21 protein-coding genes are annotated in these 23,202 nt (G+C 60.5%); 17 read left to right on the forward strand and 4 right to left on the reverse strand.

What is annotated here, in order from left to right:
• The first annotated feature begins 1 nt into the window (after position 1).
• The 14 genes from P775_RS08385 (at position 2) to P775_RS08455 (ending at position 14,802) form a co-directional block, all read left to right on the forward strand.
• A complete protein-coding gene (locus P775_RS08385) occupies positions 2-334 on the forward strand; it encodes a hypothetical protein (RefSeq protein WP_099910556.1) in 333 nt (110 codons plus the stop codon).
• Between the two features lie 124 nt (positions 335-458).
• Positions 459-860: a DUF5333 domain-containing protein gene (locus P775_RS08390; RefSeq protein ID WP_099910557.1), complete on the forward strand. Its 402-nt coding sequence runs from the start codon at positions 459-461 to the stop codon at positions 858-860.
• 4 nt (positions 861-864) lie between these two features.
• Positions 865-2,883, forward strand: a complete 2,019-nt coding sequence (nuoG, locus tag P775_RS08395) for an NADH-quinone oxidoreductase subunit NuoG (protein WP_099910558.1) — start codon at positions 865-867, stop codon at positions 2,881-2,883.
• A gap of 393 nt (positions 2,884-3,276) precedes the next feature.
• Positions 3,277-4,314, forward strand: coding sequence for an NADH-quinone oxidoreductase subunit NuoH (nuoH, locus tag P775_RS08405; RefSeq protein WP_099910559.1), 1,038 nt, complete (start codon positions 3,277-3,279; stop codon positions 4,312-4,314).
• Position 4,315: 1 nt separating this feature from the next.
• Positions 4,316-4,810: an NADH-quinone oxidoreductase subunit NuoI gene (gene nuoI / locus P775_RS08410; protein ID WP_099910560.1), complete on the forward strand. Its 495-nt coding sequence runs from the start codon at positions 4,316-4,318 to the stop codon at positions 4,808-4,810.
• Between the two features lie 70 nt (positions 4,811-4,880).
• A complete protein-coding gene (locus P775_RS08415; RefSeq protein WP_099910561.1) occupies positions 4,881-5,285 on the forward strand; it encodes a carboxymuconolactone decarboxylase family protein in 405 nt (134 codons plus the stop codon).
• Complete coding sequence (locus tag P775_RS08420) at positions 5,282-5,884, forward strand: NADH-quinone oxidoreductase subunit J (RefSeq protein ID WP_099910562.1); 603 nt, start codon at positions 5,282-5,284, stop codon at positions 5,882-5,884. The genes P775_RS08415 and P775_RS08420 overlap by 4 nt, the downstream gene beginning before the upstream one ends.
• 76 nt (positions 5,885-5,960) lie before the next feature.
• The gene (gene nuoK, locus P775_RS08425; RefSeq protein ID WP_099910665.1) at positions 5,961-6,266 is read left to right on the forward strand and encodes an NADH-quinone oxidoreductase subunit NuoK; all 306 of its coding nucleotides are present in this window, start codon (positions 5,961-5,963) and stop codon (positions 6,264-6,266) included.
• Positions 6,267-6,270: 4 nt separating this feature from the next.
• On the forward strand, positions 6,271-8,457 hold the full coding sequence (nuoL, locus tag P775_RS08430; protein ID WP_099910563.1) for an NADH-quinone oxidoreductase subunit L: 2,187 nt from the start codon (positions 6,271-6,273) through the stop codon (positions 8,455-8,457).
• Complete coding sequence (locus P775_RS08435) at positions 8,457-10,019, forward strand: NADH-quinone oxidoreductase subunit M (protein WP_099910564.1); 1,563 nt, start codon at positions 8,457-8,459, stop codon at positions 10,017-10,019. Before nuoL ends, P775_RS08435 begins: the two co-directional genes overlap by 1 nt.
• A 12-nt stretch (positions 10,020-10,031) precedes the next feature.
• A complete protein-coding gene (gene nuoN, locus P775_RS08440; RefSeq protein WP_099910565.1) occupies positions 10,032-11,477 on the forward strand; it encodes an NADH-quinone oxidoreductase subunit NuoN in 1,446 nt (481 codons plus the stop codon).
• Between the two features lie 122 nt (positions 11,478-11,599).
• Positions 11,600-12,346, forward strand: a complete 747-nt coding sequence (locus P775_RS08445) for a biotin--[acetyl-CoA-carboxylase] ligase (protein ID WP_099910566.1) — start codon at positions 11,600-11,602, stop codon at positions 12,344-12,346.
• A gap of 11 nt (positions 12,347-12,357) precedes the next feature.
• Positions 12,358-13,131, forward strand: a complete 774-nt coding sequence (locus P775_RS08450) for a type III pantothenate kinase (protein WP_099910567.1) — start codon at positions 12,358-12,360, stop codon at positions 13,129-13,131.
• Between the two features lie 3 nt (positions 13,132-13,134).
• Complete coding sequence (locus tag P775_RS08455) at positions 13,135-14,802, forward strand: ribonuclease J (RefSeq protein ID WP_099910568.1); 1,668 nt, start codon at positions 13,135-13,137, stop codon at positions 14,800-14,802.
• Between the two features lie 187 nt (positions 14,803-14,989).
• Here the strand turns inward: P775_RS08455 and P775_RS08460 are convergent, their stop codons facing one another.
• From P775_RS08460 to P775_RS08470, 3 genes are all read right to left on the reverse strand, one after another.
• Positions 14,990-16,537, reverse strand: a complete 1,548-nt coding sequence (locus P775_RS08460) for a DEAD/DEAH box helicase (RefSeq protein WP_099910569.1) — start codon at positions 16,535-16,537, stop codon at positions 14,990-14,992.
• 317 nt (positions 16,538-16,854) lie between these two features.
• Positions 16,855-18,474, reverse strand: coding sequence for a peptide chain release factor 3 (locus P775_RS08465; protein ID WP_099910666.1), 1,620 nt, complete (start codon positions 18,472-18,474; stop codon positions 16,855-16,857).
• Between the two features lie 64 nt (positions 18,475-18,538).
• The gene (locus tag P775_RS08470; RefSeq protein WP_099910570.1) at positions 18,539-20,035 is read right to left on the reverse strand and encodes a c-type cytochrome; all 1,497 of its coding nucleotides are present in this window, start codon (positions 20,033-20,035) and stop codon (positions 18,539-18,541) included.
• Between the two features lie 149 nt (positions 20,036-20,184).
• Between P775_RS08470 and P775_RS08475 the strand changes: the two genes are divergently transcribed.
• The 3 genes from P775_RS08475 to P775_RS08485 all read left to right on the forward strand — a co-directional run bounded on the left by P775_RS08475 (position 20,185) and on the right by P775_RS08485 (position 22,511).
• Positions 20,185-20,439: a DUF7218 family protein gene (locus P775_RS08475; protein ID WP_099910571.1), complete on the forward strand. Its 255-nt coding sequence runs from the start codon at positions 20,185-20,187 to the stop codon at positions 20,437-20,439.
• Between the two features lie 140 nt (positions 20,440-20,579).
• A complete protein-coding gene (locus P775_RS08480) occupies positions 20,580-21,356 on the forward strand; it encodes an SDR family oxidoreductase (protein WP_099910572.1) in 777 nt (258 codons plus the stop codon).
• A 3-nt stretch (positions 21,357-21,359) separates the two neighbouring features.
• On the forward strand, positions 21,360-22,511 hold the full coding sequence (locus tag P775_RS08485; protein WP_099910573.1) for a hypothetical protein: 1,152 nt from the start codon (positions 21,360-21,362) through the stop codon (positions 22,509-22,511).
• Here P775_RS08485 and P775_RS08490 read toward each other — a convergent pair.
• Entirely contained in the window at positions 22,508-23,197 is a 690-nt protein-coding gene (locus P775_RS08490) for a M48 family metalloprotease (protein ID WP_099910574.1), read from the reverse strand. The two genes, P775_RS08485 and P775_RS08490, sit on opposite strands and share 4 nt — an antisense overlap.
• Between the last annotated feature and the right edge of the window lie 5 nt (positions 23,198-23,202).

Raw genomic sequence — 23,202 nt, forward strand, 5'->3', positions numbered from 1 at the left:
TATGCGGACGATCCTATTGCTGGGTGTGGTGGCCATGGCGCTGAGCACTGCGGCTTGTTCCCGGAACAAGGGAACCGCCTTTGATGGTGTGATTTACAAGACCAAGAGCCAGTCCGCGCGCAGCAATCGCAAGGATTTCACGGCGACCGTGCAGCCGGTGACGGCGCAGAGCCTGACCGGTGCGCTAGCCGCCGGACGCCATGAAGGCATCAAGCACTGCCTCAATTACTACGGCACGAGCGATATCGCCTGGACCGTCGGGCCTGACACTCCGCCTGAACAGCTGCGGTTGAATGGCACTACGCTGACCGTTGCGGGGTCCTGCGTGGAATGAGTGAAACACATCGCATAACAAAGGCTTGTGCGCGGTGCTATTGCATAGCAAAGCGTCACGGTACCATCCTTGCAAGGAGATTGGGGTGCGTTGCATGCCCGCTACCCTTGCAAGGAGATATGAGATGCGTATGACACTGACCCTGACACTCGTCGGTGGCCTGCTGGCCAGCGCAGCCCTTGCCAAGCCGCCTCTGCGCGAGGTGGCTGTGGTGGATGACGGACTGCTGGCTGTGGGCGTCGCGGATGAGATCCGCAACCAGTGCGGCAAGATTGACGCGCGGATGATCACCGCGCTGATGCGGCTGAACGGTTTGAAGTCCGAGGCCCGTTCGCAGGGCTACAGCGAAGAAGAGATCGAAGATTATGTCACCTCCAAAGCCGAAAAGGCCCGCATGCGCGCCCGAGGCGAGGCCTATCTGAAGGCCAACGGGGTGACGCCACAAGACAAGTCCAGCTATTGCAGGCTGGGCAAACAGGAAATCGCAAAGGGCTCGGCCATAGGGACCCTTCTGAAAGCAAGGTGAGACGATGTCAGACCTCCGCAAGATCAACATTGACGGCAAGGATGTGGAAGTAGACGGCGCGATGACGCTGATTCAGGCCTGTGAAGTGGCCGGGATCGAAATCCCGCGATTCTGCTATCATGAACGGCTGAGCATCGCCGGGAACTGTCGCATGTGTCTGGTTGAGGTTGTGGGCGGGCCGCCCAAGCCTGCGGCGTCCTGCGCCATGCAGGTGCGTGATCTGCGCCCCGGCAAGGACGGCGAGCCGCCGATGGTCAAGACGAACAGCCCCATGGTCAAGAAGGCCCGCGAGGGGGTTATGGAGTTCCTGCTGATCAACCACCCGCTGGATTGCCCGATCTGCGATCAGGGTGGCGAATGTGACCTGCAGGATCAGGCCATGGCTTATGGCGTGGATTTCAGCCGCTACCGCGAACCCAAGCGCGCCGCGACCGATCTGGATCTGGGGCCGCTGGTCGAAACCCATATGACACGCTGCATTTCCTGCACCCGCTGCGTGCGTTTCACGACAGAGGTCGCGGGGATCAGCCAGATGGGCCAAACGGGCCGTGGCGAGGATTCCGAGATCACCTCTTATCTCGGGGAGACGCTGGATTCGAACCTGCAGGGCAACATCATCGACCTCTGCCCGGTTGGGGCGCTGGTCAGCAAACCCTATGCCTTTACCGCCCGTCCCTGGGAGCTGAGCAAGACCGAGAGCATCGATGTGATGGACGCGCTTGGGTCCAACATCCGCGTCGATACCAAGGGACGCGAAGTCATGCGGTTCCTGCCGCGCAACCATGACGGCGTGAACGAAGAGTGGATTTCGGACAAGACGCGCTTTGTCTGGGACGGGTTGCGCCGTCAGCGTCTGGACAAGCCCTATGTGCGTGAAAACGGCAAGCTGCGTCCGTCCACATGGCCCGAGGCCCTGAGCAAGGTTGCCGAGGCGATGCAGGGCAAGAAGGTCGCCGGTCTGGTCGGGGATCTGGTGTCCACCGAGGCGGCATTTGCGCTGAAAATGCTGGTTGAATCGCTGGGTGGATCGGTGGAATGCCGCACCGATGGCGCCAAGCTGCCTGCGGGCAACCGGTCGGGTTATGTCGGCACGGCGGCCATCGAGGATATTGATTTCGCCACGAAGATCACCCTGATCGGCACCAATCCGGCGGTTGAGGCGCCAGTGCTGAACGCGCGGATCCGCAAGGCCTGGTCACATGGCGCGGATGTGAGCGTTATCGGTGAAGCCGTCGATCTGACGTATGATTATGCCCATCTGGGCAAGGGTGCCGATGCGATCAGCACGCTTATGGGCAAGGACCATGGCGATGTGGCCGATGCGCAGTCGATCGTGATCATCGGGCAGGGCGCGCTGTCGCGTGCGGATGGCGCGGCGGTTCTGGCCGCGGCGATGCAGTTGGCCGAGGCGACAGGTGCGAAATTCCTGGTGCTGCACACGGCAGCGGGCCGGGTTGGCGCGATGGATGTGGGCGCCGTGACCGAAGGCGGGCTGAGTGCAGCGCTCGACGGGGCCGAAGTGATTTATAACCTGGGCGTCGACGAGGGTGAAATTCCCGCAGGGCCGTTCGTGATCTATCAGGGCAGCCATGGCGACCGGGGCGCGCACCGTGCTGATGTGATTCTGCCCGGCGCAGCCTATACGGAAGAGCAGGGTCTGTTTGTGAACACCGAAGGACGTCCACAGCTGGCCCAGCGGGCGGGCTTTGCGCCCGGAGAGGCGAAAGAGAACTGGGCTGTTCTGCGCGCACTGAGTGCCGAGGTCGGTCAGCAGCTGCCGTTTGATTCGCTGGCGCAGCTGCGCAAGGTGTTGATCGCGGATGTGCCGCATCTGGCCGAGATTGATTCGGTTCCCGAGAATGTCTGGCAGCTGCCGCAAGCCGGGGATCTGGGTGAGTCGGCGCTGCGCAATGCGATCACGGATTTCTACCTGACCAACCCGATTGCCCGCGCCAGCCAGCTGATGGCCGAGCTGAGTGCCAATGCAAAGGCCCGCAAGGAAGCCCCGCTCGCGGCAGAGTGAGGGCGGGACGCGGGTCCCTGGCCATGACGGAGAGTGCGGCGACGGGTGAGTCGCCGCGATATTCGGCCAGAGGGTCCGGAACGGAGTACGACAGATCTGAAAAACCGAGCCCAGACGTTGTTTTGGCAGGCTTTTTGGGGGAAATGAGCAGTGTGCCTGGGCTGGATAAGCCTGTAGCCTGTGCGCAATATGCTGCAACGCAGTATGCTTTGAGACGAGGATACGGTTTCGCGTGGCATTTGAGCAGAAATATTGACGAAGAGGGTGGTCTCTGGCGCTCAGATGCGGTTTACACCATCTCGCCAGCGCTGCCTCGTGAGTTGAATACGATAGACGCCAAAGTCGTCTCGTTCGACTGCGCGGAAAACGGAATACCGATGGTGTGAGGACCTGATGGCTGATTTCTTTACCACTCCCGGCGGGATCGCCCTGATCATCTTAGCGCAGTGCCTAGCGGTTCTGGGCTTTGTGATGATTTCACTGCTTTTCCTGGTCTATGGCGACCGCAAGATCTGGGCCGCTGTGCAGATGCGCCGCGGGCCGAACGTGGTCGGCACCTTCGGTCTGCTGCAGACCGTGGCCGATGCGCTGAAATATGTCGTGAAAGAGGTGGTGGTGCCTGCAGGGGCCGACAAGCCGGTGTTCATGCTGGCGCCGCTGACATCCTTCGTTCTGGCCATGCTCGCCTGGGCGGTGATTCCCTTCAACGACAGCTGGGTGCTGTCGGATATCAACGTCGCGGTGCTCTTCGTGCTCGCCATATCCTCGCTCGAGGTTTACGGCGTGATCATGGGCGGCTGGGCGTCGAACTCGAAATATCCTTTCCTCGGCAGTCTGCGCTCTGCCGCGCAGATGATTTCCTACGAAGTGTCGCTCGGACTGATCATCATCGGCATCATCATCTCGACCGGGTCGCTGAACTTTGGCGATATCGTGCGGGCGCAGGATGGCAGCTTTGGCTTCTTCAACTGGTACTGGCTGCCGCACTTCCCGATGGTCTTTCTGTTCTTCATATCGTGCCTGGCGGAAACCAACCGCCCGCCCTTTGACCTTCCCGAAGCGGAATCGGAACTGGTGGCCGGGTATCAGGTGGAATACTCATCTACCCCGTTCCTGCTGTTCATGGCCGGGGAATACATCGCGATCTTCCTGATGTGCGCGCTGACCTCGCTGCTGTTCTTTGGCGGCTGGCTGTCGCCGATCCCGGGCCTGCCCGACGGGGCGCTTTGGCTGGTGGCGAAGATGGCGTTCTTTTTCTTCCTTTTCGCGATGGTCAAGGCAATCACGCCGCGCTACCGCTATGACCAGCTGATGCGGCTGGGCTGGAAAGTCTTCCTGCCCTTCAGCCTCGTCTGGGTGGTCTTCGTAAGCTTCGCGGCAAAATTCGGATGGTTCTGGGGTTTCTACGCCCGCTGGACCACAGGAGGCTGACATGGCTCAGATGGATTATACGCGCGCCGCCAAATATTTCCTGCTGCAGGATTTCTGGGTCGGCATGAAACTGGGGCTGAAATACTTTTTTGGTCCCAAGGCAACGCTGAACTATCCGCATGAAAAGGGGCCGCTGTCGCCGCGGTTCCGGGGCGAGCATGCCCTGCGCCGTTACGCCAATGGCGAGGAACGCTGCATTGCCTGCAAGCTGTGCGAGGCGATCTGCCCTGCACAGGCGATCACCATCGATGCGGAACCCCGTGATGACGGCAGTCGGCGCACCACGCGCTACGATATCGACATGACCAAATGCATCTACTGCGGTTTCTGTCAGGAGGCCTGCCCGGTGGATGCGATCGTCGAGGGGCCGAATTTCGAATTCGCCACGGAAACGCGCGAAGAGCTGTTCTACGACAAGGACAAGCTGCTGGCCAACGGCGACCGCTGGGAATCCGAAATCGCCCGCAACCTTGAAATGGACGCGCCCTACAGATGACAGCTGCACCCAAAAGTTTTCAGAAAACTTTTGCCAAGACTTTCCCCGAAAGTCTTGGGGGGCGCTGCGCATGAGTGGCAAGACCCCCTTCGAGTTGATGATGGAGCAGGCGCAGGAGCTGGCCAAGGCCTTCAATCCGGCGCTGACCTCGTTTGACCCCAAGGGCTTTGAAAAGCTCTGGCCGACCATGCCCAAGGAGTTCATGGAAATGAGCTTTGGCAAGGGCATCAGCAAGGAAGGTCTGGACGCCAAGACCCGTCTGCTGCTGACACTGGCGGGGCTGACGATGCAGGGCGCGCAGGCCGACACGCAGGTGCGTATGACCGTGCGCCATGCGCTGGAAGCGGGCGCCACAAAAGACGAAATCGCCGAGACCATCGCACAGATGTCGATGTTCGCAGGTATTCCGGCCATGACACGCGCCATGGAGTTGGCGCGCGCGGTCATGGAAGACAAAAAGGATGATGAGACATGAGCGTCTTTGCCTTCTATCTCTTTGCGATCAGCACGATTGCCGGGGGTCTGTTCACCGTGATCAGCCGGAACCCCGTGCATTCGGTGCTCTGGCTCATCCTCGCCTTCCTTAGCTCTGCGGGGCTGTTTGTGCTTCTGGGCGCCGAATTCGTCGCCATGTTGCTGGTGATCGTCTATGTGGGCGCGGTCGCGGTGTTGTTCCTTTTTGTCGTGATGATGCTGGACGTCGATTTTGCCGAGCTCAAGGCGGAGATGGCGAAATACATGCCGCTGGCCATGCTGTTTGCGGTGATCATCCTGATGCAGTTCGCCATCGCTTTTGGCGCCTGGCAAAGTTCCGGTGCGGCCGAGGGGCTGCGCGCGCAGGAGATCATGGCCGGGACAGAGAACACCAAGGCGCTTGGGCTGGTGCTTTATGATCAGTATTTCCTGCTGTTCCAGCTGTCGGCCCTGATCCTGCTGGTGGCTATGATCGGTGCCATCGTTCTGACGCTGCGCCATCGCGTGGATGTCAAACGTCAGGTTGTGGTTGCCCAGATGATGCGCGACCCGGCCAAGGCGATGGAGTTGCGGGACGTGAAACCGGGGCAGGGCCTCTGATCCGGGTGTAAAGACAGGCCGCGGGGCGACCTGCGGCGCGTGAATACAAAAGACGGGCACAGCCCGGAGGGACATGATGATCGGACTTGAACATTATCTGACGGTCGCGGGGACGCTGTTCGTCATAGGCATCTTCGGGCTTTTCCTGAACCGGAAGAACGTGATCATCCTGCTTATGAGCATCGAACTCATGTTGCTGGCGGTGAACATCAACTTCGTCGCCTTTTCGTCTTTCCTGGGCGATCTGGTCGGGCAGGTCTTCACGTTGTTCGTGCTGACTGTTGCGGCGGCCGAGGCGGCGATTGGTCTGGCCATCCTGGTCTGCTTTTTCCGTAACCGCGGCAGTATCGCCGTGGAAGATATCAACGTGATGAAAGGCTGACGCAATGGAATCGCTCATCCTATTTGCGCCCCTCTTCGGGGCGCTGGTCGCTGGTTTCGGCTGGCGCGTGATTGGCGAACGCGGGGCCATGTGGATCACCACCGGCCTGCTGTTCATGGCTTGCGCGTTTTCCTGGATCATTTTCCTGACATTTGACGGCACGCTCTACAAGGTCGAGATTTTCCGCTGGATCGAATCCGGCACGCTGAGCACGTCCTGGGCGATCCGCATGGACCGGCTGACCGCGATCATGTTGATCGTGATCACCACGGTGTCCGCACTGGTCCACCTCTACAGCTTTGGCTACATGGCGCATGATCCGCAGTGGAAAGAGGGCGAAAGCTACAAGCCGCGCTTCTTTGCATATCTGTCGTTCTTTACCTTCGCGATGCTGATGCTGGTTACGGCAGACAACCTCGTGCAGATGTTCTTTGGCTGGGAAGGTGTGGGCGTTGCGTCCTACCTTCTGATCGGGTTCTACTACCGTAAGCCGTCGGCCAATGCCGCCGCGATGAAGGCCTTTGTGGTCAACCGGGTGGGAGACTTCGGTTTTTCGCTGGGGATGTTTGCGCTGTTTTATCTGGTCGACAGCATCAACTTTGACGATGTCTTTGCCGCCTCGCCGGAACTGGCGCAGACGCAGCTGTCCTTTCTCTGGACCGAGTGGAATGCCGCAAATCTGATCGCTGTTTTGCTGTTCATCGGTGCGATGGGCAAATCGGCTCAACTGTTCCTGCACACCTGGCTGCCGGACGCTATGGAAGGTCCGACACCTGTGTCGGCACTGATCCACGCCGCGACCATGGTCACCGCCGGTGTGTTTCTTGTCTGCCGCATGTCGCCGCTGATGGAATATGCGCCCGAAGCGACTGCCTTCATCACCTTCCTTGGGGCGACCACGGCATTCTTTGCCGCGACCGTGGGTCTGGTGCAGAACGACATCAAGCGCGTCATCGCCTATTCGACCTGTTCGCAGCTGGGCTACATGTTTGTGGCTGCGGGTGTGGGCGCTTATGGTGTGGCGATGTTCCACCTGCTGACGCATGCCTTTTTCAAGGCGATGCTGTTCCTTGGCGCGGGGTCGGTCATTCATGCGATGCACCATGAACAGGACATGCGCAACTATGGCAGCCTGCGCAAAAAGATCCCCTTTACCTTCTGGGCGATGATGGTCGGCACCCTTGCGATCACCGGTTTCGGGATTCCGCTGACGCATATCGGTTTCGCCGGTTTCCTGTCCAAGGATGCGATCATCGAATCCGCCTGGGCCGGGACACAGGGCGGCTATGCCTTCTGGATGCTGGTCATCGCGGCGCTGTTCACGTCCTTCTACAGCTGGCGTCTGATGTTCATGACGTTCTTTGGCGAAGCGCGCGGTGACAAGCATACGCATGAACATGCGCATGAAAGCCCGCTGGTCATGCTGATCCCGCTGGGTGTTCTTGGGCTTGGTGCCGTCTTCTCTGGCATGGTCTGGTACAACAGCTTCTTTGGCGATCATACGGCGATGAACCGCTTCTTTGGGATCCCGACGCATCATGCCGAGGCGTCTGAAGCGGGACATGAGACAACCGTTGAGGCCGCACCTGCGGCGGGCGATAGCGGCGAGGGCGCTGTCGAGGCGACCGAGGGCGCGAGCCATGCTACGGGGGATGCGGCGCTTGCCGATACGAGCGAGCTTGCGAGCGAGAGTGACGGCGAAGCCGGTGCAGAGGCGCATGCGGCAATGGCTGGAACGGCCCCGGTCGGCGCAATATTCATGGCGGCGGACAACACCGTGATCGAAGAGGCGCATGCGGCGCCGGCCTGGGTCAAGGTCAGCCCGTTCATTGCCATGGCGATCGGTTTTGTCATCGCGTACCTGTTCTACATCGTGAACCCGGCGCTGCCGCGCCGTCTGGCAGAAAGCCAGAGACCGCTGTACCTGTTCCTGCTGAACAAATGGTATTTTGACGAGATCTACGATTTCCTCTTCATCCGCTCTGCCAAGGCCATTGGCCGGTTCTTCTGGAAGCGTGGCGATGTCGAGGTGATCGACGGGTCGATCAACGGGATCGCGCTTGGGATCGTGCCGTATCTGACCCGGCTCGCGGGCAGGGCGCAGAACGGATATGTCTTTACCTATGCCTTTGCCATGGTGATCGGGATCGCGGTCCTCATCACATGGATGACCTTCGTGGGAGCCGAATAATGGACAACCTTCTTTCCATTGTCACCTTCCTGCCGGCACTGGCCGCGCTGATCCTCGCGCTGTTCCTGCGCGGGGGGGACAAGGCGGCGGACCGCAACGCCAAATGGCTGGCCCTGATCGCCACTTCGGCCACCTTCCTGATATCGCTTTTCATTCTGGCGCAGTTTGATCGCAACGACATCGGGTTCCAGATGGTCGAAAGCGCCGATTGGCTGCTGGGCCTGCAGTACAAGATGGGCGTCGACGGGATTTCTGTCCTGTTCGTGATGCTCACGACCTTCATCATGCCGCTGGTCATCGCGGCGAGCTGGAACGTGTCCACCCGGGTCAAGGAATACATGATCGCCTTCCTGCTGCTGGAAACGCTTATGCTGGGCGTGTTTATGGCGCTGGACCTTGTGCTGTTCTACCTGTTCTTTGAGGCGGGCCTGATCCCGATGTTCCTGATCATCGGCATCTGGGGCGGCAAAGAGCGGATCTACGCGAGCTTCAAGTTCTTCCTTTACACCTTCCTTGGGTCGGTGCTGATGCTGGTGGCGATGGTCGCCATGGCGTCGAATGCCGGTACGACCGACATTCCGACTCTGATGTTGCACGAGTTTTCGTCCGCGACGTTCTCGATCCTCGGTATTCCGGTGGTTGGTGGTCTGCAGACCATGCTGTTCCTTGCGTTCTTTGCCAGCTTTGCGGTGAAGATGCCGATGTGGCCTGTCCACACCTGGCTGCCGGATGCGCATGTGCAGGCCCCGACCGCTGGTTCGGTGGTGCTGGCGTCGATCCTGCTGAAAATGGGGGGCTATGGCTTCCTGCGGTTCAGCTTGCCGATGTTCCCGGTCGGGTCCGAGGTGCTGACACCGCTGGTGCTGTGGATGTCGGCGATTGCGATTGTCTACACCAGCCTTGTCGCGCTGGTGCAGGAAGACATGAAAAAGCTGATCGCCTATTCGTCCGTTGCCCACATGGGCTATGTCACGATGGGGATCTTTGCGGGCAACCAGCAGGGCATCGACGGCGCGATTTTCCAGATGCTGAGCCACGGCTTTGTGTCGGGCGCGCTGTTCCTGTGTGTGGGCGTGATTTATGACCGGATGCACACCCGCGACATCGACGCCTATGGTGGTCTGGTGAACCGGATGCCGGCCTACGCGATGATCTTCATGTTCTTCACCATGGCCAACGTCGGCCTGCCGGGCACCTCTGGCTTTGTCGGGGAGTTCCTGACGCTGGTGGGGATCTTTCAGACCAACACCTGGGTCGCTGCTGTGGCAACGTCGGGCGTGATCCTGTCGGCGGCCTATGCGCTGTGGCTATACCGCCGCGTGGTGATGGGTGATCTGATCAAGGAAAGCCTGCGCACCATCAAGGACATGACACGCCGCGAAAAGCTGATCTTTGCACCGCTGATCGCGATGACGATCTGGCTGGGTATCTATCCGGCGCCGATCCTTGACCGCATCGGACCCAGCGTCGAGGCGCTGGTGAGCAATTACGACACGGCCCTCGCGGCGGCGGACAGCGCCACGCAGGTGGCTGATAATGCCGCCCCTGCGGCAGAACACTAAGGAACGCTGATCATGATCCAGGCAGATCTGAACGTCATTCTCCCCGAGATCCTGGTGGCAGTCTTTGCCATGCTGGCGCTCGTGGGGGCGGTTTACACCGAAAAGGACAAGGTGGCGCCGCTGTTGGTCTGGGCCACGTCCGGGCTGTTCATCGCCCTCGCAATCTGGATCGGTGCGAGTGGGCAGGGGGAAACGCGGGTCGTTTTCAACGGTCTGTTTGTTGACGATGCCTTTTCCCGCTTTGCGAAGGTTGTGATCCTGTTGTCTTCGGCGGCAGTGCTGCTGATGAGCCAGGATTACATGTCGCGCCGAGGGTTGCTGCGGTTCGAATATCCTGTGCTTGTCGCGCTCAGCGCCGTGGGCATGATGGTGATGGTTTCCGCCGGGGATCTCATGACGCTCTACATGGGGCTGGAACTGCAATCGCTGGCGCTTTATGTGGTCGCCGCTCTGCGGAGGGACTCTGTGCGTTCGACCGAAGCGGGTCTGAAGTATTTTGTGTTGGGTGCGCTCAGCTCGGGTCTGCTGCTCTACGGTGCGTCGCTGACCTATGGGTATGCCGGGACCACGCTGTTTTCGGGCATCGTCCAGACCGTGAAGGCAGGCGAGCTGTCTGTTGGCCTGCTATTCGGGCTGGTGTTCCTGATTTCTGGTTTGGCATTCAAGGTCTCTGCCGTACCGTTCCACATGTGGACGCCGGACGTATATGAAGGTGCGCCGACACCGGTCACTGCCTTTTTTGCAACTGCACCGAAAGTTGCGGCCATGGGGCTGATGGCGCGGCTTCTGCACGATGCCTTTGGCGGTGCCGTGGGTGAGTGGAGCCAGGTGATTGCGCTGATTTCGGTGTTGTCGATGTTCCTTGGCGGTTTTGCGGCCATTGGGCAGACCAATATCAAGCGGCTGATGGCCTATTCGTCGATTGCGCATATGGGATTTGCCCTGATGGGGCTGGCGGCAGGCACGGCGCTGGGTGTGCAGGCAATGCTGATCTACATGACGATCTACGTCACGATGAACGTCGGCACGTTTGCCTTTATCCTGTCGATGGAGCGGGACGGCCAGCCGGTTACTGACATCAAGGCGCTGAACATGTATTCCAAGAAGGAACCGGGACGTGCGCTGGCGATGCTGGTGCTGATGTTCTCGCTGGCCGGGGTTCCGCCGTTGGTGGGATTCTTTGGGAAACTTTATGTGCTGCGCGCGGCCTATGACGCTGGACTGGCCTGGCTTGCGGTTGCAGGGGTTGTCGCGTCGGTCATCGGGGCGTTCTATTACCTGCGTGTGGTGTTTTACATGTACTTTGGCAGCGAGAGCGATGAAGGTCTGGATGCCGGCGGTTCGCCCGTGCTTTTGGCCTTCCTCATGGTGTCGGCCTTTGTGATGGTCGCCGGTGTGGTGAACCTGTTCGGCATCGAAGGGGCTGCGGCATCAGCGGCTGCAACGCTTGTCAACTAAGTGGCATCAGGGGCTTTTCGGAAAATGTGACGCGCCCAAGGGCGCGTCGCTTTTTGTTTTGGACCCCTTCGGGGTTGCCTCCGGCGGGGATATTTTTAGGCAGATGAAACGGCGGGTTTTTCTTGGGCTGGCCTGACGGGTATCAGCGCCGCGTGCTGGTCGAGGTCGACAGCACCAATGCAGAGGCTGCGCGTCTTGCGCCGGGGCTAAGTGGGCCTATGTGGATACTTGCATTGAACCAAACGGCGGCGCGGGGGCGGCGTGGACGGCCCTGGGCGATGCCCAAGGGCAATTTTGCCGCAACCCTTGTATTGCGCCCGACTGAGTCGCCGGATGTGGTCGCGCTGCGGTCTTTTGTAGCGGCATTGGCGCTGCATGAGGCTTTTGTGCAAGCGACGGGGCGGACGGCAGGGCTGTCGCTCAAATGGCCGAACGACGTGTTGCTGAACGGTGGGAAGGTGGCGGGAATCCTGCTGGAATCCCTTGGCATGCGGCAGGGGGTGCAGCATCTGGCCATCGGGATCGGCGTCAATTTGGAAAGCGCGCCGACCGTGCTGGAGGTCGAGGCAGGCGCCGTGGCGCCGGTGTCGCTGATGTCTGCAACAGGAGTGGCGATCGGACCGGAGGCGTTTCTGGATATTCTTGCGGAGTGTTATGCCAAGGTAGAGCATATGTTCGTGACCTATGGCTTTGCCCCGGTGCGAGAGGCCTGGCTGCTGCGCGCAGCCCGGCTGGGCGAGACGATTACCGCCCGGACGGGCACAACCGAGACGGTTGGACGGTTTGAAACTGTGGACGCGACGGGTCACCTTGTGCTGACCAGCGCCAAAGGCCGCGAGCGGATTGCTGCGGCTGATGTGTTTTTCTGAAAGGCGTGAGCATGCTTCTTGCCATTGATTGCGGCAATACCAATACGGTCTTTTCTATCTGGGACGGCACCCGGTTTCTGGCGACCTGGCGCACGGCGACCGATCATCAGCGTACGGCGGACCAGTATTATGTCTGGCTGAGCACGCTTATATCGTTCCAGAAGATTGAGGCGGTGATCACCGATGTCATCATCTCTTCCACCGTGCCGCGCGTGGTTTACAACCTGCGGGTGCTGTCGGATCGCTATTTCAACACGCGCCCCATTGTCGTGGGCAAGCCGGAATGTGCGCTGCCCGTGGCCGTGCGGGTGGATGCGGGCACGCAGGTGGGGCCGGACCGGCTGGTGAACACGGTGGCCGGTTTTGACCTTTATGGTGGCGATCTGATTGTCGTGGATTTTGGCACGGCGACGACATTCGACGTGGTGGCCAGTGACGGCGCCTATGAGGGCGGCGTGATTGCCCCCGGCGTGAACCTGTCGCTGCAGGCACTGCATCAGGCTGCGGCGGCGCTGCCGCATGTGGATATCACCAAACCGCAAAGCGTGATCGGCACCAACACGGTCGCCTGCATGCAATCGGGGATATTCTGGGGCTATGTGGGCCTTGTCAAAGAGATCTGTGCGCGGATCAAGGCGGAACGTGGCGTGCCCATGCAGATTATTTCGACCGGAGGCCTTGCGCCTTTGTTCCAACAGACCGAAGAGCTGTTCAACGACTTCAAAGATGACCTGACGATGCACGGGCTGACCGTGATATACACCTACAACAAGAATAAAGGATAATTTATGAGCAGTGAGCGTATCATCTACCTCCCACTCGGCGGAGCCGGGGAGATCGGCATGAACGCCTATGTCTACGGTTATGGAAAACCGGGTCAGGAACGCCTGATACTGGTCGACCTTGGCGTGACATTTCCGGATATGGACGGGACCCCGGGTGTCGACCTGATCCTGCCAGATATCCGCTGGCTGAAAGAGCGGCGGGACCGGCTGGAGGCGATATTCATCACCCATGCGCACGAAGACCATGTCGGCGCCATCGGGCATTTCTGGGAACAGCTGGGCGCGCCGATCTACTGCCGCGCCTTTACCGCGAACATCGCGCGCCATAAGATGGCCGAGCATGGCCATTCAGACCAGACCGTCAAGGTCGTGTCGCCCTGGCCCGCCACAACTACGGCCGGGCCGTTCACGGTGGGGTTCCTGCCGATTTCGCATTCGATCCCGGAATCCTCGGCGCTGGTCATCGACACGCCGCAGGGGCGTCTGGTGCATACAGGCGACTTCAAGCTGGATCAGACGCCGATCGTGGGCGAAGCCTATGATCCGGTCCTGTGGGCCGATGTGGCCAAGGATGGCGTCAAGGCGCTGATCTGCGATTCCACCAACATCTTTTCGCCCCATGCCGGCCGGTCCGAAGTGACTGTCGGCCCGGAGATCGAAAAGCTGGTGGCAGGGGCCAAGGGTATGGTTGTTGCGACCACCTTTGCGTCGAACGTGGCCCGGGTGAAAACTCTGGCCGAAGCCGGAGATCGGGCGGGGCGCTCGATTGTCCTTCTGGGCCGTGCCATGCGCCGCATGATCGAGGCCGCGACGGAAACGGGTGTTCTGAAGGGATTTCCCAAGGTGATGTCGCCCGAGGATGCCGCGTCGGTGCCGCGGGATCAGGTGATGCTGCTGGTCACCGGATCGCAGGGCGAACGCCGTGCGGCGTCCGCCCAGCTGGCGCGGGGCAAGTATCAGGGGATCACCATGAAAGAGGGCGATCTGTTCCTCTTCAGTTCCAAGACGATCCCGGGCAATGAAAAGGGCGTGATCCGCATCATGAACCAGTTTTCCGAACTGGGTGTGGATGTGGTGGATGATTCCAACGGTCATTACCATGTGTCCGGCCATGCCAACCGTCCCGATCTTGAGGCAATGCATGATGTGGTCAAGCCGCAGATGGTCATCCCGATGCACGGCGAACACCGTCACCTGCGTGAGCATGTGAAGATGGCGCAGAGCAAGGGCCGCAAGGGTGTGCTGGCGGTCAACGGCATGATGATCGATCTGTCGGGGAACGAACCCAGTGTGGTCGAATACATCGAAACCGGACGTACATATATCGACGGTTCGGTGCAGATCGGCGCGATGGATGGTGTTGTGCGCGACCGGATCCGGATGGCGCTGAACGGTCATGTGATTGTGACGGTTATCATCGACGAACAGGACAAGCCGCTGGGTGATCCGTGGTGCGATATCATGGGCCTGCCCGAACAGGGCAAGAGCCATGTGCCGCTTGTGGATGTCCTTGAAGAGGACCTGGGCCAGTTCCTGGGCCGCACCGGTGTCAAGACCATGCGCGACGATGACAAGCTTGAAGAAGGTCTGAAGCGCGTGGCGCGGCAGTCGGCCATGTCGGAAATTGGCAAGAAGCCCGAAGTGACGATAGTGGTCAGCCGTTTGAGCTGAGCACTGATCCGGTCCGGGGGCTGTTGGGTTCTCATAAATTCAGCAGCTCCCTGACCCGGGCGCATTTGCGATGGAAAGATGCGAATTGGTTCGCCTTTTGATCGCGATACACTGATCAAATGAAAAACGCCGCGTCCCTTTCGGGCGCGGCGTTTTTGTCTGTGTCTTGCGGCAAAGCGCGCGGAGATCAGCCTGCGCGGCGTTCTTCAAAGCTGAGCGCGATGAAGCTGGGCATGTGATCGCCCATGCCGACAACCTTGCTGTTGTTGTCGGAGCCGCGACCGCGCTGATAGCCGCCAGAGTTGCGCTCATTCCGGTCATTGCGATCCCGGGGAGTGTGATCACGCGGGGTTTCCTTGGGCATGTCTTTCGGCGCCTCGCTCTGGACTTGGGGCGCAACGGGCGCCGACTGTTCGGCATTGACGGGTTCGGGCTTGACCGGTTCGGGCGCGGCCGCTGCTATCGTTTCCTTGACGGCTTCGGGCACCGCTTCGGGTTTGTTGCGGGTCCGGGTCCGGGCGCGGCGGGGTTTCGGCACTGCGTCGGTTTCCATCGCGGCGTCAACCTCGTCCCCGGCGGGTGGGGCCTTCAAGGGCGACTCAAGGCGCGGGATCGGTTTTTGCAGCAGCTTTTCGATGGCGTCGAGGTTTTTTTCGTCTTTGGCAACGCAGATCATCATCGCCTTGCCATCGCGCCCGGCGCGGCCAGTGCGGCCAATGCGGTGCACGTAATCCTCTGCATGGCTGGGCACGTCGAAGTTGAAGACATGGCTGACGCTCGGCACATCCAAGCCGCGCGCCGCGACATCGGACGCAACAAGGAAGCGCAGATCGCCGTTGCGGAACCCGTCAAGGGTGCGTGTGCGCTGGGACTGGTCCAGATCGCCGTGGATCGGGGCGGCGTCATAGCCGTACTGCTTGAGCGACTTTGCGACCATGTCGACATCCATCTTGCGGTTGCAAAAGATGATGGCATTGGTGCATTTTTCGCCTTCGGCCTCGATCATGGCGCGCAGGACCTGACGCTTTTCGCTGGTTTCGCGGTCTTTGCGCGAGGCCTTGAAAACAACCACACCCTGTTCGATGGTTTCTGACGCGCTTGACTGGCGCGCCACTTCGACACGGACGGGGTTGGACAGGAAGGTGTTGGTGATGCGCTCGATCTCGGGCGCCATGGTGGCCGAGAAAAACAGTGTCTGGCGCGTAAAGGGCGTGAGGCCAAAGATCTTTTCGATATCGGGGATAAAGCCCATATCCAGCATGCGGTCGGCTTCGTCGACAACCATGACCTTGACGTCGGACAGGATCAGCTTGCCACGTTCGAAATGATCGAGCAGACGACCGGGTGTCGCGATCAGGACATCAACACCCTTGTCGATCAGCGTGTCCTGTTCCTTAAAGCTGACGCCACCGATCAGCAGCGCCTTGGTCAGTTTGACGTGTTTGGCATAGGTATCAAAGTTTTCGGCCACCTGCGCGGCCAGTTCCCGTGTCGGGCAGAGCACAAGGCTGCGCGGCATACGTGCACGTGCACGGCCACGGGCCAGCATTGTGATCAGCGGCAGGGTAAAGGACGCTGTCTTCCCTGTTCCTGTCTGGGCAATCCCCAGAACGTCGCGCCCTTCGAGCGCGGGAGGAATCGCGCCGGATTGGATGGGAGTGGGGGTCTCGTAGCCAGCCTCTTCGACGGCTCTCAACACCTTGGGGTTCAGGTTCAGATCAGAGAATTTTGTCATATGTATCCGGTTTTTACGGACGCAATATGGCCCGTACATCTGATATGTGTGTCAGGCCCGTATGGCCTTGTGGTTATCCACATCTGTGACCCACGCGCGCCTTATACGGAAAAGACTGCCTATGGTCAATATCAGCTGCATTTACAATCGGTAAAGATTGCGGAAGTTGCTGCGATTGACACAAACAAAACGCCTTTCGCAGCCCTCTGCCGGTGCTACAGCGTTTCGGGTTGAACATGGATTGGATATTCGCGGTCTCTCCCTTTGGTCGAACGCGAAACCAGATGCCCGTTGTCTCAGGCCAAACCCAAAACGCTTTAAACCATCATTTCTTTGGTCGCGGTCAGGATGACATCGGGATAGTCGCGTGCCACGCGGTCTATGTCCCATTGCAGGCGGGTCAGGTAGACCACGTCGCCGTCATTGTCGTGCCCGATGTGTTGCTTGTTCGCGACGATGAAGGCTTCGACCTTGTCGCGGGGGCCATCGACCCAGCGGGCCGAAGTGAACTGTGAATTCTCGAACCGTACGGGCAGGCCATATTCCAGCTCGATCCGGCTGCCCAGCACCTCGAATTGCAGGGCACCGACAACGCCGACGATAAAGCCCGAGCCGAAGGCGGGTTTGAACACCTTGGCGGCACCCTCTTCGGCGAATTGCATCAGCGCCTTTTCAAGGTGCTTTGCCTTCATCGGATCGCCCGCGCGCACGGTCTGCAGCAGTTCTGGCGCAAAGGAGGGGATGCCCGCGACGCGCAGCATCTCGCCTTCGGTCAGGGTGTCGCCGATGCGCAGCTGGCCGTGGTTGGGAATACCGATGATGTCGCCGGCCCAGGCCTCTTCAGCCAGTTCGCGGTCAGCGGCCAAGAAAAGCACCGGGTTGGTGATCGCCATCGGTTTCTTTGTGCGCACATGGGTGAGTTTCATGCCGCGCTCGAAGTGGCCCGAAGCGAGGCGGACAAAGGCCACGCGGTCGCGGTGTTTCGGGTCCATGTTCGCCTGAACCTTGAAGACAAAGCCCGAGACCTTGGTTTCTTCGGGGGCGATGGCGCGCGGTGTGGCCTTTTGAATCTGCGGTTCTGGGCCGTAGGTCGCAATGCCGTCCATCAGTTCCTTGACCCCGAACGAGTTGATCGCGGAGCCGAACCAGATTGGCGTCATATGCCCTTCGAGTACCGATTGCGGGTCGAGGGCGGGGAGCAGTTCGCGCGCCATCTCGACCTCTTCGCGCAGGCGGGCGAGCTGTTCGGCAGGCACGTGAATGTCCAGAAGCGGGTCGTCGAGACCGTTCATTTCAATGGTGGCGGCGACCTTGTTACGGTCGGCGCGGTCCATCAGCTCCAGCCGGTCGCGCAGCATATCGTAGCAGCCGATGAAATCACGCCCCATGCCAATGGGCCAGGAGGCCGGCGTTACGTCGATGGCAAGGTGTTCCTGAATCTCGTCGATGATGTCGAAGGTGTCGCGCGCCTCACGGTCCATCTTGTTGCAGAAGGTCAGGATCGGCAGGTCGCGCAGGCGGCACACCTCGAACAGTTTCTGCGTCTGGGATTCCACGCCCTTGGCCCCGTCGATCACCATCACGGCGGCATCGACAGCCGTCAGGGTACGATAGGTGTCTTCGGAAAAGTCCGAGTGGCCGGGGGTGTCCACGAGATTGAAGCGGAACTTTTTGTAATCAAACGACATGGCAGAGGCGGAGACGGAAATACCGCGATCCTTTTCCATCTGCATAAAGTCGGAACGGGTGCGGCGTGCCTCCCCCTTGGCGCGGACCTGACCAGCCATCTGGATTGCCCCGCCAAACAGCAGGAACTTTTCCGTCAGCGTCGTCTTGCCCGCATCCGGGTGCGAGATGATCGCAAATGTCCGGCGACGGGCGATTTCCGTCGGCAGGTCGGGGCGGCTTGTGGGCGTGACTACATGTGTATCGGGCATGAGCGCGCGTATAGGGCCGGTCGCAGGCATTGGCAAGATCGCCGCAGCCTGCGCTTTGATCGCGTCAGTCTTTGGCGGCTTCGCTCACCGCATCAAGAAAGGCCATCTGCGCCGTGGTGAACTGGCTGACCGACAGATCGGGATGCGCAATGGCCAGTTCGCGACAGTAGAGGCCGCTCATTGCGGTCAGGCGCTCGCCCTCGGACAGCTCGGGGCGTGCGTTGGCATAGTCGGCGGCCAGCGTGGCAAGGCCGTCGGTTTCAACCCGCGTTGTCTGAGCGCGTTCGCTGAGAGCCTGTTTCAGTTCAGTCGTCACGGTTTCATCGGCCACAGAGCGGCAGTTGACCGCCAGTTTCACCGAAGGGTCTGGCGGGCCGTTGAGGTCGCGCAGATAGGCCACGAGGTCTGCATTGGCGGTCAGCGCCCCCGCGTTGCCCCAGCTGCGGCGGACATGGTTCGCGGCAGCGGCGATTTCTTCGTTCGACAGGACGTCGGCAAAGCTGGGCATGACGCCATAATCGTCATTGGGTGCGATGCCTTGCAGCAAGACGTTCACCACATTGTCCGGCGCATTGGCCACAACACCGCCGTTGCCCACGAGGTTGGCTGCGACACCGGGTGCACCGGCGCCGTCCTTGCCGTGACACGAGACGCAGTTGGCTTCAAACACGCTGTCGCTAAGGGCGAGTTCTTCTTCTGAGAGGGGCTTTGGCTCGATCTTTTCGGCATCCTCGGGCTTTGGCTGGCCCCGGAGCATGTATGCGGCGATGGCGGCGACGTCCTCTGTCGAGACTTTTGAGAGGCTGTCGGTGACCTGACCCATCGGGCCAAAAGCGGGGATGTTGTTGGCGTGGTTGCCGTTCAGGAAATTGATGAGGCCCTCTTCGTCCCATTTGGTCAGGACGGAATTCGGCCCCCGGGTGATATTGGGCGCATACCATTGCTCGGTCTGGGCACCCTGAAACCGTTCGCTGTCTATCTGCGCACCCAGCGCGTTGCGCGGCGTGTGGCAGGAACTGCAATGGGCCAGCGCCTCTACGATGTATTTGCCGCGGTTCATCTGATCGTCGAGGTCAGGATTGGGTTCGAACCGGCCCGGATCAAAGAACATCGCCTGCCAGACGCCGACGGCGGTGCGGATGTTATAGGGAAAGGGCAGCTGGATCACGTCGACCTTGTTTTCAACGGGATCAAGGGTCGAGATATAGGACCAGATCGACGCGACATCGTCATCGCTGAGCTTGGTGTACGCCGTGAAGGGCATCGCGGGATAAAGCGGGGCGCCATCGTGGTTTTTACCCTCGCGCAGGGCACGCTTGAAATCCTCCAGCGTCCAGCCTTTGATGCCGGTTTCATCCGGGGTGATGTTGGGGCTGACCAGTTCACCAAAGGGGGTGTTCAGCGTGAGGCCCCCGGCAAATGCAGCGCCGCCCGGTCCAGTGTGGCAATGCACACAGCCTGCAAGATCGGTCAGGTAGGCACCCCTGTTGGTCTGGTCCTCCTGCGCCTGCACGGTGGTTGCGGTCAGAAGGGCGAGAACGGCAGTCAAGGGGCGCAGCATGGCAAATCCTCAATAAACAGCTATCAATTGGCAACGACACGAGGTCGCATTTGGTTCCTACCGGGTAAAAAGTGGAACATATGCGCGGCATTTCCAGTTTCTTTTTGACCTGAACAGAGGTTTAGGCCCCCAACGACAGGAGACATGCCATGCCTAACCCATCGATCAAAGATGAAGACACCTACCAAGCGCTGCGCGACAAGGGTGCGAGCAAGGAAAAGGCTGCCCGCATCGCGAATGCACAGGCCAACACCGACATGCACCCGTCTGAAAAGGGCGGCCAAGCGGCGCCCTATGAGGACTGGACCGTGGAGGATCTGCGCGAGCGCGCCAAGGAGATCGGGATCGAGGGGAGGTGGGCCATGAAGAAGGACGAGCTGATCGAGGCGTTGCGGGTGCATTAAACAGCTCAGCCTCTGTTTCTGCGGTCTTTTACGGGGGTATCGGACCCGATGGTACCATTGTATGCACTGTCAGTATATTGACGGCTCCCGGCTTTGACATGCAGCTGAGCAGAGGGCCAAATCAGGCAAAGGATGTGCAGATGGATCTGGGAATCGCAGGGAAGCGGGCGCTTGTCACCGCGTCGAGCAAAGGTCTGGGGCGCGGCTGTGCCGAGGCATTGGCCAAGGCAGGCGTTGATCTGGTGTTGAACGCGCGCGGGGCTGAGGCGCTTGAGGCGACAGCAGCGGAGCTGCGCGCCTATGGCGTGTCGGTGACAGCGGTGGCGGGCGACATCGTGTCCGAAGAGGCGCGCGCGCGGGTGTTGGAAGCGGCGGGGGATGTGGACATTCTGGTGACCAATGCCGGTGGTCCGCCCCCGGGACTGTGGTCAGACTGGGAGCGCGAAGATTTCATCAAGGCGCTGAATGGCAACATGCTGACCCCGATCGCGCTGATGAAGGCGCTTTTGCCGGGGATGATGACGCGCGGCTGGGGCCGGGTGGTCAACATCACCTCACAATCGGTGAAATCGCCCATCGGCATGCTGGGGCTGTCGAATTCCGCGCGCGCGGGTCTGACCGGCTATGTGGCGGGCACGTCGCGGCAGGTAGCGCCCAGCGGTGTGACGATCAACAATCTGCTGCCGGGTATTCATGCCACCGACCGCGCGATCTCGCTGGACACTGGCGTTGCAGAGCGGGAGGGCCTGACGCTGGAACAGGCGCGCGAAAGCCGGTCTGCCACGATCCCGGCGCGCCGTTATGGCACGGCAGAAGAGTTCGGGGCGACCTGTGCGTTCCTGTGTTCGCAGCATGCCGGGTTCATCGTGGGGCAGAACATCTCGCTTGACGGTGGCGCATTCAACGCGACGATCTGAGCCATGGCGCGCGGACCAGATGGCAAGGGCGGTGGGCCCGGGTTTTCGCTGGCGGATCAGCTGTTCAATGCGCGCAGCGTCGGGCAGCTGGGGCGTGAATACAGCGCTTTGCCCGGCTTTGACGGCGATGCCTTTGCCGCGCAGGCGGTTGCGGGGTTGTCCGGGCGTGGCTTGCTGGAGCGGTTGGACTGGCTTGCAGATTGCGTCGCGGCGCAACTGCCGCAGGAGTTCGACGCCATGGCCGACGCCCTTGAGGCGGCGATGAGGCCGCCGCTGGACCCAACGCTGCGGGATGACGACTTTGGTCAGTTCATCCATGCGGTGCCGGGGATTCTGGCGGTGCGCCATGGACTTGAGGATCATCCCGACTGCGCGCTGGATCTGATCCATCAGGCGACCCAACGGTTTTCGATGGAGTTCTATATCCGGCCCTTTCTGAACCGCTGGCCTGACAAGACACTGGAACGGTTGCGGCATTGGGTCGAGGATGACAATTACCATGTGCGCCGTCTGGTCAGCGAAGGCACGCGGCCCCGGCTGCCCTGGGCGCGCAACATCACGCTGGACCCGCTGGTGCCGTTGGAGTTCCTCGACCGGTTGCACGCGGATCCGACGCGGTATGTGACCCGCTCGGTCGCCAATCACCTGAACGATATTTCCAAGGTTGCGCCGAATGCGGTGACGGGGCGGTTGCAGGACTGGTCAGTGCAGGGGCGGCAGGATGCGGCAGAGCTGGGCTGGATGACGCGCCACGCCCTGCGCACTGCGGTGAAACGCGGGGAGCCGGGGGCGCTGGCCTTGCTGGGCTATGGCGACGCGTCTGATCTGGATGTGACCTTGACGATGGCCACAGCGCAGGTCGCGGTGGGCGAGAGGCTGGAGTTTGACGTGACTGTTGCCGCCAAGGCGCAGACGCAGACGCAGGTGCTGGTGGATTACCGCATCCAGTTTGCCCGGCCCGGCGGCAGGACGGGCAGCAAGGTGTTCAAGCTGGGCAAGGCGGGGATCAAGGCTGGGTCCGAATGGGTCGGGCGCAAATCCCACCTGCTGAAGGCGGATGCCACGACCTTTCGCTGGCATCCCGGGATGCACCGGATTGTGGTGCAGGTGAACGGGCAGGACCGTGGCGAGGCAGAGTTTGAGGTGCTGGGTTAGCGCGTCGGCGTCCAGCGTGCCTCCAACACTTCAAGCGCGGCAATGCGTTCAGCGGTCTTGGGGTGGCTCAACAGCCAGGCGGGGGCGGCGCCGGAGTGCGATTTGGTCAGTGCGTCGAGCTTGTGAAACAGCGACTTTTGCGGTTCCACCCCAATCCCGGCCTTGGTGAGCAGGGCAGCGGCATAGGCGTCTGCCTCGTATTCATCCGAGCGGGAAAGCTTTGAGGCCAAAAGCGAGGTCACCGCATTTGCCACGAGCACACCGACACCGGGGAGGAACCGGTTCAGCACCATGATCATCGCCGTGCGCAGGGCGTTCTGGCCAGAAAAGTCGATCATGCGACGTTTCGAATGCCCCAGCGCCACATGCCCCATCTCATGCGCGATGACCGACGCGATCTCTTCCGCCGAAACCTCGTTATTTTGGTATTTGCGGTAAAACCCCCGGGTGATGAAGATCCGCCCGTCGGGCGCTGCGAGGCCGTTCACCGGGTCGATTTCATAGATGTTCACGCGAATACGGTCGATTTCCAGCGACGCAGCCATCCGGTCAGTCAGCTTTTTCAGCTTTGGGTCGGCCAGTTCGGTCGATTTCGAATCCAGTTCCTTGCCCGTGCGCCATGCCGAGAAACGGTACATGGCCAGAGCGTAGAGGATGGCGAGGAGGATCGGGGAAAACTTGAGCATGGATC

Origin of the sequence: Puniceibacterium antarcticum (assembly GCF_002760615.1) — a bacterium.
In the GTDB taxonomy this organism is placed as follows: domain Bacteria; phylum Pseudomonadota; class Alphaproteobacteria; order Rhodobacterales; family Rhodobacteraceae; genus Puniceibacterium; species Puniceibacterium antarcticum.

Coding starts and splice junctions, on each gene's coding strand:
- P775_RS08385 (WP_099910556.1), top strand. CDS start 2: ATGCGGACGATCCTATTGCTGGGTGTGGTGGCCATGGCGCTGAGCACT.
- P775_RS08390 (WP_099910557.1), top strand. CDS start 459: ATGCGTATGACACTGACCCTGACACTCGTCGGTGGCCTGCTGGCCAGC.
- nuoG (WP_099910558.1), top strand. CDS start 865: ATGTCAGACCTCCGCAAGATCAACATTGACGGCAAGGATGTGGAAGTA.
- nuoH (WP_099910559.1), top strand. CDS start 3,277: ATGGCTGATTTCTTTACCACTCCCGGCGGGATCGCCCTGATCATCTTA.
- nuoI (WP_099910560.1), top strand. CDS start 4,316: ATGGCTCAGATGGATTATACGCGCGCCGCCAAATATTTCCTGCTGCAG.
- P775_RS08415 (WP_099910561.1), top strand. CDS start 4,881: ATGAGTGGCAAGACCCCCTTCGAGTTGATGATGGAGCAGGCGCAGGAG.
- P775_RS08420 (WP_099910562.1), top strand. CDS start 5,282: ATGAGCGTCTTTGCCTTCTATCTCTTTGCGATCAGCACGATTGCCGGG.
- nuoK (WP_099910665.1), top strand. CDS start 5,961: ATGATCGGACTTGAACATTATCTGACGGTCGCGGGGACGCTGTTCGTC.
- nuoL (WP_099910563.1), top strand. CDS start 6,271: ATGGAATCGCTCATCCTATTTGCGCCCCTCTTCGGGGCGCTGGTCGCT.
- P775_RS08435 (WP_099910564.1), top strand. CDS start 8,457: ATGGACAACCTTCTTTCCATTGTCACCTTCCTGCCGGCACTGGCCGCG.
- nuoN (WP_099910565.1), top strand. CDS start 10,032: ATGATCCAGGCAGATCTGAACGTCATTCTCCCCGAGATCCTGGTGGCA.
- P775_RS08450 (WP_099910567.1), top strand. CDS start 12,358: ATGCTTCTTGCCATTGATTGCGGCAATACCAATACGGTCTTTTCTATC.
- P775_RS08455 (WP_099910568.1), top strand. CDS start 13,135: ATGAGCAGTGAGCGTATCATCTACCTCCCACTCGGCGGAGCCGGGGAG.
- P775_RS08460 (WP_099910569.1), bottom strand. CDS start 16,537: ATGACAAAATTCTCTGATCTGAACCTGAACCCCAAGGTGTTGAGAGCC.
- P775_RS08465 (WP_099910666.1), bottom strand. CDS start 18,474: ATGCCCGATACACATGTAGTCACGCCCACAAGCCGCCCCGACCTGCCG.
- P775_RS08470 (WP_099910570.1), bottom strand. CDS start 20,035: ATGCTGCGCCCCTTGACTGCCGTTCTCGCCCTTCTGACCGCAACCACC.
- P775_RS08475 (WP_099910571.1), top strand. CDS start 20,185: ATGCCTAACCCATCGATCAAAGATGAAGACACCTACCAAGCGCTGCGC.
- P775_RS08480 (WP_099910572.1), top strand. CDS start 20,580: ATGGATCTGGGAATCGCAGGGAAGCGGGCGCTTGTCACCGCGTCGAGC.
- P775_RS08485 (WP_099910573.1), top strand. CDS start 21,360: ATGGCGCGCGGACCAGATGGCAAGGGCGGTGGGCCCGGGTTTTCGCTG.
- P775_RS08490 (WP_099910574.1), bottom strand. CDS start 23,197: ATGCTCAAGTTTTCCCCGATCCTCCTCGCCATCCTCTACGCTCTGGCC.